Source organism: Spirosoma sp. SC4-14 (assembly GCF_037201965.1).
In the GTDB taxonomy this organism is placed as follows: Bacteria; Bacteroidota; Bacteroidia; order Cytophagales; family Spirosomataceae; genus Spirosoma.
In genome coordinates, this window is record NZ_CP147518.1 from 5,215,192 (window position 1) to 5,231,384 (window position 16,193).

Below are 16,193 nucleotides of genomic sequence, written 5' to 3' on the forward strand. Positions count from 1 at the left end.
ATGGAAACTAATAAAATCTATCACGGACATTGTGTTGAAAAACTCAAAGAAATTGAAGCCAACAAAGTTGACTTGATTTACTTTGACCCGCCTTTCTTTACTCAACGCAAACACAGTCTTACGAATAAAGACAATTCTAAAACATATGAATTTGACGACAAATTCAATTCTATTCAAGAGTATTTAGAACTTGTTGAAAATGTTTTACTAGAATCAAAAAGAGTATTAAAAAATACAGGAAGTGTTTTTCTTCATTGCGACAAAACAGCATCGCACAATATTAGAGTTGTGATGGACAAGGTTTTTGGACGTGAGAACTTTCAAAGTGAAATTATTTGGTCATACAAAAGATGGTCCAATGCGAAAAAAGGATTGTTAAATGCTCATCAAGTAATTTTTTTTTATTCTAAAACACAAGACTTTAAATTCAATACTCTTTATACAGATTATTCAGCCACAACAAATCTTGACCAAATATTACAAGAAAGAGAACGTGATAAAAACGGAAAATCTGTTTATAAAAAAGATGAAAACGGTAATGTGATTTTAGGTAAAGAGAAAAAAGGTGTTCCTCTTTCTGACGTTTGGGAAATTCCATACTTAAATCCAAAAGCAAAAGAAAGAACGGGATACCCAACTCAAAAACCAGTTTTATTACTCAATCAAATTTTAAATATCGTTACAGACGAAGGTGACTTGGTTGTTGATCCTTTTTGTGGCAGTGGAACAACTTGTGTTTCAGCAAAATCATTAAAGAGACAATTTATTGGAATTGACATTTCAAAGGATGCGGTTGAACTTGCAAATTCACGATTAGAAGAAATGGTAATTTCAGAATCTAATCTTTTAAACAAAGGAACAAACGAGTATCAAGAGAAAACTGAAAAAGAACTAGCCATTTTACAAAATATAAATGCTTTTCCTGTTCAAAGAAATAGTGGGATTGACGGATTTTTAAAAGACCATTTTGAAGGTATACCAGTTCCAGTAAAAATTCAAGGAGAATATGAAACAATTGAAGATGCAATTGAAAAACTAGAAAAGGCATCTTATGGTAAGGACTATAAAATGAAAATCCTAATCCAAACAAGAGAAACAGGAATAAGCCGACTTTTTGGTTTTGAATCGGACGTAACAATAATGAAATCACTTGAATTGCAGACGAAAGACCTGCTGAAAAAGAACAACGAAGGCATAACATCGGTTTTGCAAAATGGCGGGTTTAGTGCTTCTATGAAAGTTTAGTGCAAGGTTCAAGTTCAGTTTTTCAATTGAACATTTGTGCAGAAAATCCGCCACTTTGCAAAGCCGAGAAACGTTATGGGCAAGGCAAAATGACAACCCTCAAATTAAATAGCGTAAAGCAGACACTTGGATTTTTCTCAATGACCATTGCTTGGGCATTGATGAACCTTCTACATTCTGTCTATCTTGGATGGACAGACGGCAAAGCCGACGATAGCGGAGTTGTTATCTTCTGGTCGGGACTCTTTATAGCAATTGCGTGGGCAGTATTCATTATTTATCCGTTGAAGAAGCTTGACCACACAAAAAACATCTTCAAGCCAACCATATTTCCAATTATTTCAGCAATTTATGGAGCATTAACCTATTCAATCATTGTTGGTGGACTATTTCGCAGCTTTGAATTGGTAACAATGTTTATGCCGTTAGCCTTGCTGACTGGAGCGATATTTGGTGTTTCCTACTCTTTGCTAATTCAGTCAGACAGAGTTGTTGATTTGCCGAACAGGCGACCCTTTACAAAAATCTTCTTCATACTATCGCCTGCTTTAATCCTTTTTTTCTTTCTGTCGGTTATGCCTGCAATCGGACCTTCGTTAGTTTTTCGCTTTATGCCAGACGAGATAAGATATAAGATTGTAGCAAAAACAATCCCGAAATACAAAGTTGGTGACGACTTTGAACCATTGAAAAATGACCTACCTGGTTATCTTGACCATATTGACAATGGTAGTGGGAACATGTCAGCATCAATGGAAAACTTTGCATTTGTATTGCAAGTAAACTGTGGCAAAATAATAAGACTGGAATACGGAAAAAATTCGACTGACTTTGATAATACAATTTATGGCAAGCTGCAAGAGAAGCCCTGCCCATAACATCGGTTTGGCATTATGGCGGCTTGAAGGAATAAACTACAGCTTTTGTTCCGCTATTTTGCTAAACATTCAGCTTGACCGAACGCTATCCAGCAATAGAAATAAACTTGTACATTAGTTCATCATTCGGCTTCAGTTGTGGGCAGACGGAACACAGAATACCGCCACAACGCCAAGCCGTTAACCGTTAGCGGTCAGGCTAAACGACAATCACCAAACAAAATATGAGCGACACTACATTACACGAATTTGACAATGACATAATTACAATTGGCACACCTGACTTAGACAAGACATTAATAAAGGACATTCCAAAAGATAGTCTCATTGAAGTTTCAGACTTAGCAGATAATGGTATTTATCACAGTAGGTTTGAAGGTGAGTTTGGATGGGAAAATGAAATTTTTTGTGCTTTCGTTAGACACGATTGGTATAGAAAATATTGGGATTTGCCTTTGGGTTTACCATTTCATATGGACCTAATGAAACGCCTTGCAGAGTTTCGAGCAAGCCAAAACAAAGACTTAACAAACATTCAATTTGAGGACGAAGGAGATTGGTGTCATCTGAATTACGAAATCTTAATTCCTGCTGCTGCACAGACAATTGGTGATGCTTTGAAATATGCAAATGAAATTCTCGATTGGATTGAAAATACTGTACAAACTGCACAAGAAGGAGCTGCAGGGCTAATAAATGGCGTAATTGAAAAGTATAATGAAACATCGTTACTTCACCTTCCTGATTTGATTGAAAAAGTAAAAACCGCAACAGACATAGACGAAATGGGAAAATATCTTGAAGAATTAGTTGCAAGGTTTTTCTCTGAAATAAAAGGCTTTCAAATAATCGAAAGAAAGCGAACCAAAACTGAAGAAATTGACATTGTCATTGTTAACAACGCTGAACAAAGCTTTTGGAAATCTGAGAGCAATTTAATTTTGGTTGAGTGCAAAAACTGGACAAAGAAACCAGCAGGAAAAAATGAGTACGTTGCTTTTCGAGAAAAATTAGAAAACAGAAGAGGTAGAGCGAAGCTTGGCTTCTTTATATCAGCAAAGGGTTTTGCAAAAACGTTTGGACTTGAAGATTTACGAAACTCAAAAGCAGATTTATTGATTGTACCTCTTGACCTTAAACAGTTGATTGAAATTATAGAGAAGCAACTAAACTATTCTGAGGAATTGCAAAAATTTTATATTCAGGCGACAACGAAATAACGAAGCCCGAACCGCTAACATTGCATTGGCAATATGGCGGGGCGACGAATACATTCTCAACTTTTTGTTCGCTATTCAGCTTCAATTTCAGCAGACGAATAACCCTGGGCATCAGAATGAACACTGGGCTTTGTATCTTAAGAATGTGTTGGGGAATTGAGAAAGGTTGAGAGTCGTGCCAACTTTGTAGCGACCAAGCAGCAAAGTGATGACCAAACAGTTCAGCAAACTGACCGACCCTCAATGGGACGCAATTTCGCCTTTCTTCGATCTTAAACGCAAGCGAAAACACGATTTACGCCAGATGATTAACATTATTTTATGGCTCCTGCGAACAGGTTGTCAATGGCGAAACCTGCCTGAAGAGTGGCCTAACTGGCAGGCTGTCTACTACTATTTTGACCGGTGGAAGCAAGATGGTACGTTTGAACGGATCAATTTAGCCTTGAACCAACTGGATCGTAAGAGGGTGGGGAAAGAAGCCTACCCCTCTGTTTTATCTATTGATACACAAAGCGTTAAGCTGAATCCCTCAGTGCTGGACATTGAGGGAGTAGAATAGGAAAAAGCGAGGGCAAATGCTTGTTTTGTAGCGTGACCAACTTAACAAGATTCCACTCCTCGCTTTTGGACAAAGCTAAGGATTTTGGCCAGGATCTCTCACCGACTCTGCTGAAAAATCTCATCGCCATCGGCTGCGCCATCCTCATCAAGGAGACCGTCAACCTTAACAAGCTTAAGAACCACATGGGGCTACTACTAGGTAATCAGCACACCCAGACGGATTCGCACTATCGCCGACTTACCCGCTTCTTTGACCATCCAGTGGCCCAGCGGAGGCTGTGGAAGTGGCTGCTGGTGTGGATCTTAGGCTATATCAAACGCTGGGATGGCCGCTCCATGAGCCTTTACCTAACGTTGGATGCTACCAGTTGGCAGCTAGGTAAACAACCTATTCAGTTGTTGGTTTTGTCTCTGGTCTATCGGCAGGTGAGCCTGCCTTTATTCTGGATGGATTTGGCCAGGAAAGGTCATTCTTCTCAGCAGCAGCGCAAACGCTTGCTCCAGCAAGCCATGAAGCTCTACCCCGTGAAGGGCTTCTGCCTGTTAGGGGATCGTGAGTACGGGGGTAAAGCCTGGTTGCAGTTTCTAACCCAGAGTGGCCTCAACTTTATTATCCGTTTACCCAAAGATTCTTATAAAGAGGCTATTAGCGCCGGGGGCAAGGCCTACAGTGCTTTGCTCAAGCGAGCTTTAAGGGGCCGCACCGTCAGCCAGTGGTTTACCCTGGAGGGCCACCGCTACCAGTTTGTAGCTCGGTCTCATCAGGATGGCGCCCAAAGTGCGGACCCTTTGGTGCTCTTGATCAGTAATCTAAGCTGGTCCAAACACGTCGTTGTTGAGCGCTACCGCATCCGCTGGACCACGGAGTGTCTGTTCAAGCATTTGAAGAGCAATGGGTTCCATGTAGAAGAGCTGGGCGTTCAGCACTGGGCTAAAATTAGGCTGTTAGTGGTCATTATCGTCGTGTTATACGTGATCTGTGTCGCTGAAGGCTTTCGGCAGTATCATCGGCTTCGTCCGAAAAAGAAGGAATTGGGCAACTTTCAGCCACGGGAGTCGGTGTTCCGCAAGGGTTATTCAGGCGTGGTTAATCAGCTTAGCTCGATTGAACATTTCTTAGATTGGTTGATGAAGCAGTTAAGTAAGCCGCTGAAGATTCCTATCCGCATCTTTTTCTTCAATGTCCAGCACTGAGGGATATTTTCTACGGTATTGGCTACAGTGTTGTTGTCGATGCATTTATCTTGATGGCAGGCCTCTTATATTTCGTGGCCATTGAATTTAAGCGCCTGAAGGAGTTTTTCTTTTCGGCCACTAACCGGTCGCCCCAACTCCATTTTTCCAAATATGTGAAATGGATTATCCGCCTTTCCATCATTTATATTCCCCTGCTATTAATAGCCATACATGGCAGTGTAGACAAGTACCCTGATTTAACGGGAAAGTATGAAGTAAAACAATTAAGGATAAATCAGCAGTTGCTACAAAGAAACAATTGTGCAGACAGCATACTTACGGTGGTTTACTTTGATATTAAAAATGGTTGCGTATTTCAATTCAATACTCCGGCTAAAAGATGGAATGGCTCCTTTACAAAAAGCAATAATAGCATCAAAATAAAATGGTCCTCACCAATAAATAAGCCTGTTTTCGACGGAACTTTATCTACAGCGAATGACACCGGAAACTTAATGTTGGTAGGGATGCTTGGAAAAGATTCGATAGATATAATGCTACAGAAGGTAAATAATTAAAAAAACAAAAAGCTGTACACAACAATTGAATTTGTAAAAAGCACGGCTGACGGATAAGCTTCGCCTGCTATTAATTTATCACCTTTTGTTATCTACAGATATTAGTCATTAAGCATTTGTGATTATTTTCAACTTCAGCTTTTTAATTAAGTATTTTATCAAGCTGACGAAGCACTATTCTATGCCTTCACAAATGCTTTAACGTTGTATTCCGAAACCCGACCGAACGCGAAATCCTTAACCATTAAGGCTCATTGCAGGTCGGCATCCTACTAAAAAAAGATTGATCCGACTATTGTTAATGGCAAATAAAATAAAACGAATATGACTTTTACAAAATTAGTACCAAGTGTATTTTACACAGAAATTTCAGAAGGCCTTAAATTATTTGTCGATTGCCTACAGTTTGCAATTGAACACAAAGATTTAAATACCGCACAACCTTACTGTGTATTAAAAAAAGATGGAATAAGCATCATGCTTTTTCAAGATGAACAATTAGCCAAAGAACATAATCCGGAATTAAGACTTGTGACAGATAATATTGAAGAAGTATATGCAAAAGTATCTTCATCGCATCCTCATCTACTTCACCCTAATCTTAACCAAGTTACACTAAGGCCCTGGGGTGCAAAAGAGTTTGCAATTGCAGACAATCAACTCGGTATTCGATTTCAACAATGGTGACAATTACCCATTCAGCAAAAACAACGAACCGCTAACATTGGTATTGCCAATAGTGGGGCTTTACATTAGAGTAATCAGTAGCGGTAATTCTGCTGTACGGTGGTTCGGGGCTAGACGAATAAACCCCAGCTTTAGTTCTTAATAGTTAACTTTATCAAAAAGCCAGGCAGCAGTTCCGGGTGGACGAATATAAATATCCCACCATCGGCAATACCTGTCCGTTACCTATAATGTTGACTAAGCGCATTAAATTGTAATAATCACGAACGACTGAAAACAAAATGCCATGAATCGAATTTTAGTTCTAATTACACTTTCGGACAGCGGAATAGAAACCATTAAAAGCACACCAGAACTACCGAAAAAAGAAATGGAATTTGTCGGCCAATGGAAACAGGAAAACATTTTGGAGAACTTCTATATTTCTGTGACGAAAAAAGACGCTGTTCTAATCTTTCAAGATATTGACGAAACCAGGACTAAAGAGCTTATAGAAACATTGCCATATTTTCCTTATATGTCAAAAATTGAATATCATAATTTAAACAAACAGTTTTAGAAGCGAAGCAAGTGACGGTCGTGCCATCTAATAGTTAAAATGAATAAAGAAGAAATACTAATCAATCCAATAACTAACGAACAAATACCTTATGATTTATTACTTTTATCGGACGACACAATAGAAGCGATAAACAAAAACCTCGACAAAGGGGAATTATTTGTAGCAAAGATCAACGATGAAATTATTGCTTCCTTTATTTTAAAAGTTATAGCAGTCGATTCAATCGAAATCAAGAATATCGCCGTACGCGAAAATCAGCAAGGCAAGGGTATTGGAACAACTTTACTGAGCTATATCACTGCTAACGCTACTCAAAGAGGCTTCAAAAAACTACTTGTTGGCACGTGTGACCGTTGCGATAAAGAAATTGAGTTTTATAAAAAATCAGGCTTTAAAATCGTAGCTATTCGAGAAAACTTCTTCATAGATAATTATAAGAGCGTGTTGGGGAATTGAAAAGAGTTGAGAGTCGTGTCAACTTTGTATCGACCAAAATGCAAAGTGATGACCAAACAGTGGCAACCACTGACCGACCCTCAATGGGACGCAATTTCGCCTTTCTTTGACCTCAAACGCAAGCGAAAACATGAATTGCGCCAGATCATCAACGTTATTCTGTGGCTGCTGCGAACCGGTTGTCAATGGCGGAACCTGCCACCGCAATGGCCTAACTGGCAGGCGGTTTACTATTACTTTGACCGCTGGAAGCAGGACGGCACCTTCGAACGAATCAACGCAGCCTTGAATCAATCAGACCGAAAACGAGTGGGTAAGGAAGCTCAGCCATCTGTTCTATGCATTGATGCACAAAGTGTTAAGTTAAATCCCATGATCTGCGAACACCGGGGTATGGACGTCAATAAACGCGTCAACGGGCGAAAACGAGAGTTCGTCGTGGATACCGACGGCCGCTTGTGGGTGGTCGATGTGCATGCGGCAAATGAAGCAGAAGGACCGGCGTCAATTTCTCTGATTGGGACAATCCTTTGGCGAGTTGGGGAACGCCTGGAGAAGGTTTACGGCGATCAGGCTTACAATGGAGCTTTTGCCCAGGCATTAACCGAGTGGAGCATCGATTTCGAGAAGGCTTCGCGTCCCGAATCAACCCAAGGTTTTGTGCCTGTGGCCAAGCGATGGGTCGTTGAACGGAGCATTGCCTGGACGAATTTCTTCCGGCGCATCGTCAAAGATTACGAGTACACGCTATCTTCTTCGGTGAGTTGGCTGTATTTAGCAAACATTCAGATCATGCTACAACGCCTTTGACTGCTTCACCAAATAAAATTCCCCAACACGTTCTAAAGATCCAATCTATGAAAATGGCGGACAGATTAAGGATATGGTAGTACTTTCGATCAATTTGATGAAATCGCACTAAGACCGACCGCAGCAATCAGTTGGTTTTCTTAGTATGAATAAAATTAGAACACGAATGACACGGATATTTATACAGATAAGATCCGTTCAAGCCGTGTCATCGGTGTTTCCTATCTCTTTATAAGACAACAGGTACGATAAAATGACGACCGACGCGTTTAAAATCACCATCCACATGGTCTCAAGTCTGGATGGGTACATCGCTAAAAAAGATAATAGCGTTTCGTGGTTTGAGACATCGGACAGGTATGAAAAGGGAGCCGATGCACCCGACGTCGAGAAGTTTCTGAAAACCATCGATTGCTATGTAATGGGTTCGCGGACCTACGAACTCGCGCTGGAGCTATCAAAATCATACGGCTGGGCGTATGGCAATGTGCCCACTATTGTTGTCTCCAACCGTAATTTACCCGTTGACAGGCCCACTATCGAAACCTATTCGGGCAATTTGCACAGCCTTGTCGAGGAACAGTTAAAACCCCGCTACAAAAATGTTTGGGTAGTTGGCGGTGCGGCACTCGTTAAAGACTTTATTCGGTTGAAACTGGCGGATGAAATACGAGTAACCATTCTGCCGATTATTCTGGGCGACGGACTGCCCTTTTTTGACCAGATTGGACAGGAACAGGCGCTACATCTGGAAGACGCCACAGCCTATAAAAATGGCCTGGTCGAACTTTGTTACGAACTAAAACAATAAGAACCGATGGCAAAGGCTCAGGCAAAAACCGTTGAAACCACTCAAAGTGTTTCTGATTTTGTGAAAACAATTGCAGATCAGCAAAGACAGGTCGATTGTTTTACACTGATCGACCTTATGCAGGCGCAATCGGGTTTCGAACCCAAACTGTGGGGAACGGCCATTATTGGTTTTGGTAGTTATCACTATAAATATGACAGCGGTCGCGAAGGCGATGCCCCACTCGTTAGCTTTTCACCCCGAAAAGCTGAATTTGCGCTGTATATAGCCAATTTCGACGGGAAACCGGAGTTGCTTCAGGCATTCGGCAAACACAAAACGGCGAAGGCTTGTGTCTACATAAAATCGGTAAGTGATATTGATACCGACGTATTAAAGAAGTTGGTAGATGGGTCAATTAAGCACTATCAAAAGAAATAGAAGGGTTCAACCAGCAAAATGCAGTTTGAAACACTACTCTATTTTAACATTTCGAAGCTCAATTCGTTCGGGAACTGTGTCGAACCGCCACTGTTCGCCGTAGATTGATTTATACCAGATTTTCACCCGAACCTCGCCCATATTGAGAACGTCATCGACCCAGCGCGCTACGTATTTATGATCGATATTGCATAGCTCGACACTCTGGCCTGCCGTAATCACCCGTGTTGGCCAAAAACCACCTTGCGTAAAAGAATAGCCCGCTATATCTTCGGGCTTAGCTGCTTTTTTAGCCAGCTTTTCATCGACAATGGCGTGTGTGATTTCCCGCATATCTTTATAGGACTTCCCTCGGTAGGTAAGCTCGCACTTCTGGATAATGGCAGGTCCCACGCCATTGTTCACAAACACAAAGGCCACTTTCCATTCTCTGTCATCACCGCCATTGTTTAAATAGCTGTCCATAATTGGCATGACGGAAGCATACTGTTCGGTTCGTTGCAGATAAGCCTGGTAGAAGGTAATGCCAATGGCGCAAAAACTGGATACGACTGCCAGAATGCTCAGATAGGTATCGAGTGATATAACGTATTTACGGATCTGGCGTGGCATATTGCAGGTCTATAACAATACTAACAAGCTTCCGGGTACTATTCTGACTGTTACGTTTCCGTCGGGCACCGTCAGCGGTTCGCCATCGGCATGGATTTGCAAGGGACCTTCGGCCTGAATGGTTGCCTGCGTAATGGATCTTCCGCGCCAGTATGCCGATTGGTCGAGGGTTTTGTTAAACAATCGCCAGGTTATCATACCGGCAGCCTGTATTGGAAAAGGTCGAATTTCACACTGTTCGAGCCGTCCGTCGGCAATGTTGGCTTTAGGAGCCATCCAGGCATTGTTCCCAAACTGACCAGCATTGGCAAACGTGAGCGAAAAGAGTTCTTTCGTTTGTCCATCAATCAGAAACTGCGGAGGTTTATACCCCATAAAGGCCCGAAAAGCGGTGCGAACATAGGTCGGCAGGCCGCGTACGGGCTCCTGGGCAAACGCATGGGCAACGTAGGCCTCAAAGCCCAGGCCAGCCGTACAGAAAAAAGGATGTTCGTTGATTTGGGCACTATCGATTACAACAGGCCGCCCCGTTAGCGCACGCTCGATGGCTTTTAACGGATTCAATGGGATGCCCAGGTGCCGGGCCAGTCCGTTACCCGACCCAATTGGCACTATACCCAGCGCAGTTGCCGACCGGCGCAGGGCCTGTGCCGTTTCGTTAATCGTTCCATCACCACCAATGGTCAGTATACGATTCACTCCGCGTTCTACAGCTGCCGTTGCCAGTTCGGTAGCATGGCCGGCATGTGTCGTCATCACAATTTCGGGGGCATAGCCCAGAGCGCTGGCACGGCGGAGAAAGGCATCATGAAGAACGGCTTTCTGCTCGGCCGTAGTAGTGCCCGACAATGGATTAATGATGGCCAGCGCAACAGATAAAGAGGCCACTCAGGAAAAGAAAATAAAAAGGATGAGAATAAAAACAACGATAAAAACATAGTACCAGCCGTCGGAAAAAATATAGGGCTTATACTCGTTATAGAACTTCCGGATCCGGTTCATAGGTGTACGGTTCTTTTTGTAAAGGTAATCAGTCTTCACAGTTTACAGGCTATAGTTTTCCGTTTTCAGTGCTTCGCCCATTTAGAACTTAACTCGGGCGGAGCCACTGAAAACTGTAAACTGAACATCACAACGCCTGTCCGCCATTAACGGCCAGCACATGCCCGTTAACAAACGAAGCCTCATCTGAAGCCAGAAATAAATAGGCATAAGCAATATCGCTGGGTTCGCCCATCCGCCGAACGGGTATCGACGACACGGCCTGTTTCCGAACTTCTTCGGGCATAGCATCGGTCATGGGTGTACGGATATAGCCGGGGGCTACAGCATTGGCCGTAATGCCTTTGGGTCCTAGTTCTTTAGCCCACGTTCGAACCATGCCGATAATACCCGCTTTTGCCGCGGCATAGTTCGTTTGCCCAAACGCACCATGCACACCATTGATCGATGATGTGCAGATGATTCGACCATATTGCTGTTCGACCATATAGGGAGCGACTACTTTCGTGCAATTAAACACGCCCGACAGGTTGACATCGATAACCTGTTGCCAATCATCATACGACATTTTGAGCAGCGTTTTATCGCGGGTGATGCCTGCATTATTAATCAGAATATCGATTCGTCCGTAGCGATCGACAACATCGCGGGCGGCTGCTTCGATGCGGGGCACATCCGTTGTGCTAACGGGCATAAAACTAGCCCGATAGCCGCGATCTGTTAGTGATTGGGCGGTGGCTTCGCCTTCTTCGAGCACATCCCAGATAATAACGGTGGCGCCTTCCCGACAAAATACTTCGGCAGCTCCCTGGCCAATGCCTCTGGCGGCTCCGGTAATGATGGCAACTTTATCCTGCAATCTCATGGTTTTTGTTTCTACTCTAAACACAAAGTCTGTTCTGATCTGCCTGTTTTCTTTCTAATCAAAGTTAATAGTCAGAACCACTTCATAGCTACAAACAATGCAAGTACTATCCCGATTACTATAAAGTGATATACCTGACGGGGTTTTCCAGAAGGGTGTACCGTTAAAAAAATAGACAAATGAAATTTCTGTCAGCTTATATTCTTTTGGTTTCGCTTTCCTTTCCTGCGTCAGGTCAAAAAAAAACGGATCGGCAGGCAAGTGATCGGCGCGCGATCCTGCTTATGTTGAAACAACAGACCGAAGACTGGAATGCCGGGCATATCGACCGGTTCATGAATCCTTATTGGGAGTCTGATTCGCTCACGTTTATCAGTCAGGCCGGTATTACGTACGGATATGCGGCTACACTGTCCAGTTATAAAAAACGATACCCAACTAAAGCCTCAATGGGCTCACTCAAATTCGATGTACTGGAAATGGATTTTCCAGCTCCGAATGTGGCCTATGTCATTGGTCGCTGGCAACTGGACCGTCCAAAAATTGGTAATAGGGGCGGTTACTTTTCGCTACTATGGCGAAAAATCAGAAAACGATGGGTAATCGTCAGCGATCATACGAATTAGCGAAAGAGCAACAATAGGAAACCACCGCTTTCACTCTTTCACTCTTTCACTAACCAGGAGTGTTGGTTCTTTTGATGAAAGCCGCTCACGAAGCTCGGTAACGGGCTTTTCGAAGTATTTATATAGTAGTGTCGACAGAGTTAGTACTAATAGCCAGAATATGCCCACCTTTATCCAGCCAATGGCAGTTGAGGTTGTAGGAATCCGCTCGACAAAAGTGATCATAATAGGGGTCAGGTTCAGCAGATACATGGAGTATGAAATCAGGCTAATGTGTGTGATGGCCTGAGCAATACCAAACCGTGCCCAGCCGCCGGTTGCCGTTTTCCAGCCGTCCATATAGGGCATCAGCAATGCCATACTGATACCGATGCAGAGAAAATAAAACGTGCGCTTATAGAAAACGTAGGCCGGATAAACCCCAGCTTCAACATAGAACCGCAGGATATAAACAGAAGCCGAAAGCGCCACAAGAATCGTCATCAGAATGCCACTAATGAAAAGCCGACGCCGAAGCTGTGGGTTAGTCCACTGAGTAGGGAAATACTGCTTTGCATAGGCCGCCAGCACACCATATGAAATAGCATCCAGCCGGGTCAGCACAATACTCCGGTAGCCCAGTTCACCGTCGGCAATTGGGTGTTGCAAAGCCGTGATGAACCGGTACAAATTGGTACCAACAATAATTGTCAGAATAGCGACCAGCACAATACGTTGCCTCGGCCAACTGGCAGGCAGCATACTGTGTATAATCCAGAGCAGCAACGGCAGGCTGATATACGACCATTCTTCAATGGCCAGGCTCCAGGTTTCCGGAAAAAAGTCGGGAATTGGGTCGGCAAAATTTTGCAGGAAGAAGCAGTATTTGATCAGAATGCCTTTGGGCGGAAGCGTATGGCGCAGTCCACTCCGCCAGGCTCGCAGTAGCGTAAGACCAACCAGACTGCCTAAAACCAGATAATAGTTGGGCAACGTACGGAACCACCGGCGAGTCCAGAAATTAAGGAGTAACCCTCGGTCGAACTGGCCTTTTTTTTCATACGAACGGATCAGAATACCACCGATCAGGAAACCACTTAGCACAAAAAACAACTCCACTCCGTCGGGCAAGATCTGGCGCAGAAATGAGCCGGTATAATCATTCCGGGCAATTGTGGCATGGGCGTCTACCACAATCAGAATGGCAGTGGCTCGCATTACATCTAATCCAAACACGCGCTTCGCATCCAACGCGTTGATCGAAAATAGTTTTGTCAACATAATTATCCGCGAAGGTAGTGGATAATATACGAGTGATAGTTCCCGAATGCTAAATGATCGGGGTTTCGGGCAAAGTAGCGAACTTTGCCCTCAGTTAGTATGTCAAGTATACATCCTTCAGTTTACAATACCTACGCATGGAATTTGGATTAAACGCCGTACATCGGTATACTTTTCGCTTTTCGCAAGCCGATGTTGTTGATTTTGCCCGCGTAACGGGCGACAACAATCCGCTTCATCTCGACGCTGCGTTTGCGGCTACTACGCCTTTTAAGCGTCCTATTATTCATGGAATGCTCGGTGCCAGCGTATTTACCAAAGTGCTGGGCACCGAATTTCCGGGCTATGGATCGGTTTATCTGGGACAAACACTGGAGTTCTTACGACCGATGTTTGTCGATACCGACTACGAAGCCACATTTACCGTACAATCTGTGGACCCGGCCAGGCACACAGCACAGATTCTGGGCGAAATCCGTGATGTTCAAACGAAAAAAGTGACTACCCGCGGTGTGGCAACCCTGATGCATCGGGAAAAAATACAGTAGCCCACCCAATAGCGATTAAATACAAAACTCCCTCGTCAGATCATATCCAACGAGGGAGTTTTATGGTTGTTTAGGAACCGTTCCTTACGCCTACTCGGCTTTGTTTTTGGTATCCTGAACTTCGGCACGAATGGTTTGTGCCAATGTCTTCAAATCCTGCATTCCTTTACGAACTCGAGTACCAGCAGCCTGGTTATTTTTCTCGTAGAACTTCTCGAAATCAGCTTCGAGCGACATGACTAAATTCTTTACTTCATCGAAGCGAGCCATAGCGATATGTATGGGTTTAAGTGTGAAAAAATGCCCAAATTCCGCTAAAAACGCGGTTTTCGGCTGAAATTTAGTCATTCTCTCATACAGAGCAATAGCTCAGCCAAAAAAATCGAAAAAAAATGCAACTTTTTGAGCAAAACCCTACTCAGCGGCTGCTTCGGCCGATACTTCTACCGTTTCTGGGTCGGTTTGAGTCGAAGTTTGGCGGTATGCTCCTTTCTCCAGCCTTCTGGCTACTTCCGAAAATGCTTCGAGCGTTTTCTGAACATCGTCGAGCGTATGTGAAGCCGTTGGAATGATGCGTAACATGATGGTTCCTTTCGGAACAACCGGATACACAACAATTGAACAGAAAATTCCCATGTTCTCGCGAAGATCCATCGTCATCGCTGCCACTTCGGCAACGCCCCCCTGCAAATCGTGGAGGAAAACAGGAGTTACCGGCGACTGCGTATCGCCAATATCGAAACCACGTTCACGAAGCCCACTTTGCAACGCCCGCACGTTCGTCCAGAGTTTATCGCGAAACTCCGACGAGTTGCGAATCATGTCCAGACGCTTCAACCCGCCAATCACATAAGGCATTGGCAACGCTTTCGCGTAGGTCTGCGAACGCATATTATACTTCAGGTACATGATGATGTCGTGGTCGGCCGCAATAAAGGCACCAATAGCCGCCATCGACTTGGCAAATGTTGAAAAATAGAGATCGATACCTTCCTGGCAACCGAGCATTTCGCCCACACCCGCGCCAGTAGCTCCCATTGTTCCGAAACCGTGGGCATCATCGACCAGCAGGCGGAAATTGTACGATTTTTTGAGCGCGACAATTTTGTCGAGACTCCCCACTTTACCCGACATCCCAAAAACGCCTTCTGTAATGACCAGAATGCTGCCGCCTTTTTCCTCGGCTTTTTTGGTTGCCCGCTGGAGGTTTTTCTCCAGGCTGGCCATATCGTTGTGGTTAAATTTGTAATACTCGCCCATCTTGGCTTTATGGAGCCGGATACCGTCAATAAGGCAGGCATGGCATTCGGCATCGTAGACGATTACATCGCGGTGATCGACCACGGCTTCAATTGCCGACATAACGCCCTGATAGCCGTAGTTGAGCAGGAATGCATCTTCCTTCCCAACAAACTGAGCCAGTTCTTTTTCGAACTGCTCGTGCAGATCGCTGTTTCCCGACATCATCCGGGCTCCCATTGGGTAAGCCAGCCCCCACTGCTGGGCTGCTTCGGCATCAACCTTACGAACTTCGGGGTGGTTGGCCAGCCCCAGATAGTTGTTCAGGCTCCAGTTCAGCACCTCTTTACCCCGGAAGCGCATATAAGGACCCAGTTCGCCTTCGAGCTTGGGGAAAGCAAAATAATGGTGGCCGTTGTACTCCCGCGAAGATGAGCCTATAGGGCCTAGATTGGTGCGCAGTTTCTCAAATAAATCCACTTTTCTTTATGGTTTAATGGGCTAATCCCTTGTTTTTTACGTGGTAAGTGCAAAAATACGCTTAACTTTTGGGAGTTCAAATTGATCCCCCAAAATTCAGTTTTCTAATCGTTTTGTTACAAAAGCGTTAATTTAGGCCGGTGCTACCTAAACG

20 protein-coding genes are annotated in these 16,193 nt (G+C 43.9%); 14 read left to right on the forward strand and 6 right to left on the reverse strand.

Annotation, left to right across the window (positions count from 1 at the left end; all coding sequences use genetic code 11):
* From WBJ53_RS21275 to WBJ53_RS21330, 12 genes are all read left to right on the forward strand, one after another.
* Entirely contained in the window at positions 1-1,245 is a 1,245-nt protein-coding gene (locus tag WBJ53_RS21275) for a site-specific DNA-methyltransferase (RefSeq protein WP_338869870.1), read from the forward strand.
* Positions 1,246-1,271: 26 nt separating this feature from the next.
* Entirely contained in the window at positions 1,272-2,123 is an 852-nt protein-coding gene (locus tag WBJ53_RS21280; RefSeq protein WP_338869872.1) for a hypothetical protein, read from the forward strand.
* Between the two features lie 224 nt (positions 2,124-2,347).
* Entirely contained in the window at positions 2,348-3,343 is a 996-nt protein-coding gene (locus tag WBJ53_RS21285) for a restriction endonuclease (protein WP_338869873.1), read from the forward strand.
* Between the two features lie 208 nt (positions 3,344-3,551).
* The gene (locus WBJ53_RS21290) at positions 3,552-3,905 is read left to right on the forward strand and encodes a transposase (RefSeq protein WP_338869875.1); all 354 of its coding nucleotides are present in this window, start codon (positions 3,552-3,554) and stop codon (positions 3,903-3,905) included.
* A 65-nt stretch (positions 3,906-3,970) separates the two neighbouring features.
* Positions 3,971-5,101 (forward strand): transposase, encoded by a 1,131-nt coding sequence (locus tag WBJ53_RS21295; RefSeq protein WP_338868327.1) that lies wholly within the window; start codon positions 3,971-3,973, stop codon positions 5,099-5,101.
* A gap of 155 nt (positions 5,102-5,256) precedes the next feature.
* Positions 5,257-5,661: a hypothetical protein gene (locus WBJ53_RS21300; protein WP_338869877.1), complete on the forward strand. Its 405-nt coding sequence runs from the start codon at positions 5,257-5,259 to the stop codon at positions 5,659-5,661.
* Between the two features lie 324 nt (positions 5,662-5,985).
* Positions 5,986-6,348 carry a hypothetical protein gene (locus tag WBJ53_RS21305; protein WP_338869879.1) on the forward strand — a complete coding sequence of 121 codons (363 nt, stop codon included), beginning with the start codon at positions 5,986-5,988 and terminating at the stop codon, positions 6,346-6,348.
* A gap of 286 nt (positions 6,349-6,634) precedes the next feature.
* The gene (locus tag WBJ53_RS21310; RefSeq protein WP_338869881.1) at positions 6,635-6,907 is read left to right on the forward strand and encodes a hypothetical protein; all 273 of its coding nucleotides are present in this window, start codon (positions 6,635-6,637) and stop codon (positions 6,905-6,907) included.
* 39 nt (positions 6,908-6,946) lie between these two features.
* Positions 6,947-7,366 (forward strand): GNAT family N-acetyltransferase, encoded by a 420-nt coding sequence (locus tag WBJ53_RS21315; protein WP_338869883.1) that lies wholly within the window; start codon positions 6,947-6,949, stop codon positions 7,364-7,366.
* 48 nt (positions 7,367-7,414) lie between these two features.
* The gene (locus WBJ53_RS21320; RefSeq protein ID WP_338868759.1) at positions 7,415-8,176 is read left to right on the forward strand and encodes an IS5 family transposase; all 762 of its coding nucleotides are present in this window, start codon (positions 7,415-7,417) and stop codon (positions 8,174-8,176) included.
* Between the two features lie 253 nt (positions 8,177-8,429).
* On the forward strand, positions 8,430-8,987 hold the full coding sequence (locus tag WBJ53_RS21325) for a dihydrofolate reductase family protein (RefSeq protein WP_338869885.1): 558 nt from the start codon (positions 8,430-8,432) through the stop codon (positions 8,985-8,987).
* 6 nt (positions 8,988-8,993) lie between these two features.
* On the forward strand, positions 8,994-9,407 hold the full coding sequence (locus WBJ53_RS21330) for a DUF1801 domain-containing protein (protein ID WP_338869887.1): 414 nt from the start codon (positions 8,994-8,996) through the stop codon (positions 9,405-9,407).
* 33 nt (positions 9,408-9,440) lie between these two features.
* Here the strand turns inward: WBJ53_RS21330 and WBJ53_RS21335 are convergent, their stop codons facing one another.
* The 3 genes from WBJ53_RS21335 to fabG all read right to left on the reverse strand — a co-directional run bounded on the left by WBJ53_RS21335 (position 9,441) and on the right by fabG (position 11,886).
* Complete coding sequence (locus WBJ53_RS21335) at positions 9,441-10,019, reverse strand: hypothetical protein (RefSeq protein WP_338869889.1); 579 nt, start codon at positions 10,017-10,019, stop codon at positions 9,441-9,443.
* A gap of 9 nt (positions 10,020-10,028) precedes the next feature.
* On the reverse strand, positions 10,029-10,907 hold the full coding sequence (locus tag WBJ53_RS21340) for a diacylglycerol kinase family protein (RefSeq protein ID WP_338869891.1): 879 nt from the start codon (positions 10,905-10,907) through the stop codon (positions 10,029-10,031).
* Between the two features lie 241 nt (positions 10,908-11,148).
* Complete coding sequence (gene fabG, locus WBJ53_RS21345) at positions 11,149-11,886, reverse strand: 3-oxoacyl-ACP reductase FabG (protein WP_338869893.1); 738 nt, start codon at positions 11,884-11,886, stop codon at positions 11,149-11,151.
* A 284-nt stretch (positions 11,887-12,170) separates the two neighbouring features.
* Here fabG and WBJ53_RS21350 point away from each other — a divergent pair, with 284 nt between their 5' ends.
* On the forward strand, positions 12,171-12,512 hold the full coding sequence (locus tag WBJ53_RS21350) for a nuclear transport factor 2 family protein (RefSeq protein WP_338869895.1): 342 nt from the start codon (positions 12,171-12,173) through the stop codon (positions 12,510-12,512).
* Positions 12,513-12,542: 30 nt separating this feature from the next.
* Here WBJ53_RS21350 and WBJ53_RS21355 read toward each other — a convergent pair whose 3' ends face one another.
* Positions 12,543-13,772: an acyltransferase gene (locus WBJ53_RS21355; RefSeq protein WP_338869897.1), complete on the reverse strand. Its 1,230-nt coding sequence runs from the start codon at positions 13,770-13,772 to the stop codon at positions 12,543-12,545.
* 137 nt (positions 13,773-13,909) lie between these two features.
* Between WBJ53_RS21355 and WBJ53_RS21360 the strand changes: the two genes are divergently transcribed.
* Positions 13,910-14,320, forward strand: coding sequence for a MaoC family dehydratase (locus WBJ53_RS21360; RefSeq protein ID WP_338869899.1), 411 nt, complete (start codon positions 13,910-13,912; stop codon positions 14,318-14,320).
* Positions 14,321-14,410: 90 nt separating this feature from the next.
* Here WBJ53_RS21360 and WBJ53_RS21365 read toward each other — a convergent pair whose 3' ends face one another.
* Both WBJ53_RS21365 and WBJ53_RS21370 read right to left on the reverse strand, forming a co-directional pair.
* Positions 14,411-14,590 carry a histone H1 gene (locus WBJ53_RS21365; RefSeq protein ID WP_338869901.1) on the reverse strand — a complete coding sequence of 60 codons (180 nt, stop codon included), beginning with the start codon at positions 14,588-14,590 and terminating at the stop codon, positions 14,411-14,413.
* 144 nt (positions 14,591-14,734) lie between these two features.
* Positions 14,735-16,039, reverse strand: coding sequence for a pyridoxal phosphate-dependent aminotransferase family protein (locus WBJ53_RS21370; RefSeq protein ID WP_338869903.1), 1,305 nt, complete (start codon positions 16,037-16,039; stop codon positions 14,735-14,737).
* Positions 16,040-16,193: the final 154 nt, after the last annotated feature.

Excerpts from the sequence above, each read along its gene's own strand:
- fabG (WP_338869893.1), bottom strand. The coding sequence starts at position 11,886 with ATGAGATTGCAGGATAAAGTTGCCATCATTACCGGAGCCGCCAGAGGC.
- WBJ53_RS21290 (WP_338869875.1), top strand. The coding sequence starts at position 3,552 with ATGACCAAACAGTTCAGCAAACTGACCGACCCTCAATGGGACGCAATT.
- WBJ53_RS21315 (WP_338869883.1), top strand. The coding sequence starts at position 6,947 with ATGAATAAAGAAGAAATACTAATCAATCCAATAACTAACGAACAAATA.
- WBJ53_RS21275 (WP_338869870.1), top strand. The coding sequence starts at position 1 with ATGGAAACTAATAAAATCTATCACGGACATTGTGTTGAAAAACTCAAA.
- WBJ53_RS21310 (WP_338869881.1), top strand. The coding sequence starts at position 6,635 with ATGAATCGAATTTTAGTTCTAATTACACTTTCGGACAGCGGAATAGAA.
- WBJ53_RS21335 (WP_338869889.1), bottom strand. The coding sequence starts at position 10,019 with ATGCCACGCCAGATCCGTAAATACGTTATATCACTCGATACCTATCTG.
- WBJ53_RS21285 (WP_338869873.1), top strand. The coding sequence starts at position 2,348 with ATGAGCGACACTACATTACACGAATTTGACAATGACATAATTACAATT.
- WBJ53_RS21325 (WP_338869885.1), top strand. The coding sequence starts at position 8,430 with ATGACGACCGACGCGTTTAAAATCACCATCCACATGGTCTCAAGTCTG.
- WBJ53_RS21350 (WP_338869895.1), top strand. The coding sequence starts at position 12,171 with ATGTTGAAACAACAGACCGAAGACTGGAATGCCGGGCATATCGACCGG.
- WBJ53_RS21305 (WP_338869879.1), top strand. The coding sequence starts at position 5,986 with ATGACTTTTACAAAATTAGTACCAAGTGTATTTTACACAGAAATTTCA.
- WBJ53_RS21320 (WP_338868759.1), top strand. The coding sequence starts at position 7,415 with ATGACCAAACAGTGGCAACCACTGACCGACCCTCAATGGGACGCAATT.
- WBJ53_RS21365 (WP_338869901.1), bottom strand. The coding sequence starts at position 14,590 with ATGGCTCGCTTCGATGAAGTAAAGAATTTAGTCATGTCGCTCGAAGCT.
- WBJ53_RS21360 (WP_338869899.1), top strand. The coding sequence starts at position 13,910 with ATGGAATTTGGATTAAACGCCGTACATCGGTATACTTTTCGCTTTTCG.
- WBJ53_RS21330 (WP_338869887.1), top strand. The coding sequence starts at position 8,994 with ATGGCAAAGGCTCAGGCAAAAACCGTTGAAACCACTCAAAGTGTTTCT.
- WBJ53_RS21355 (WP_338869897.1), bottom strand. The coding sequence starts at position 13,772 with ATGTTGACAAAACTATTTTCGATCAACGCGTTGGATGCGAAGCGCGTG.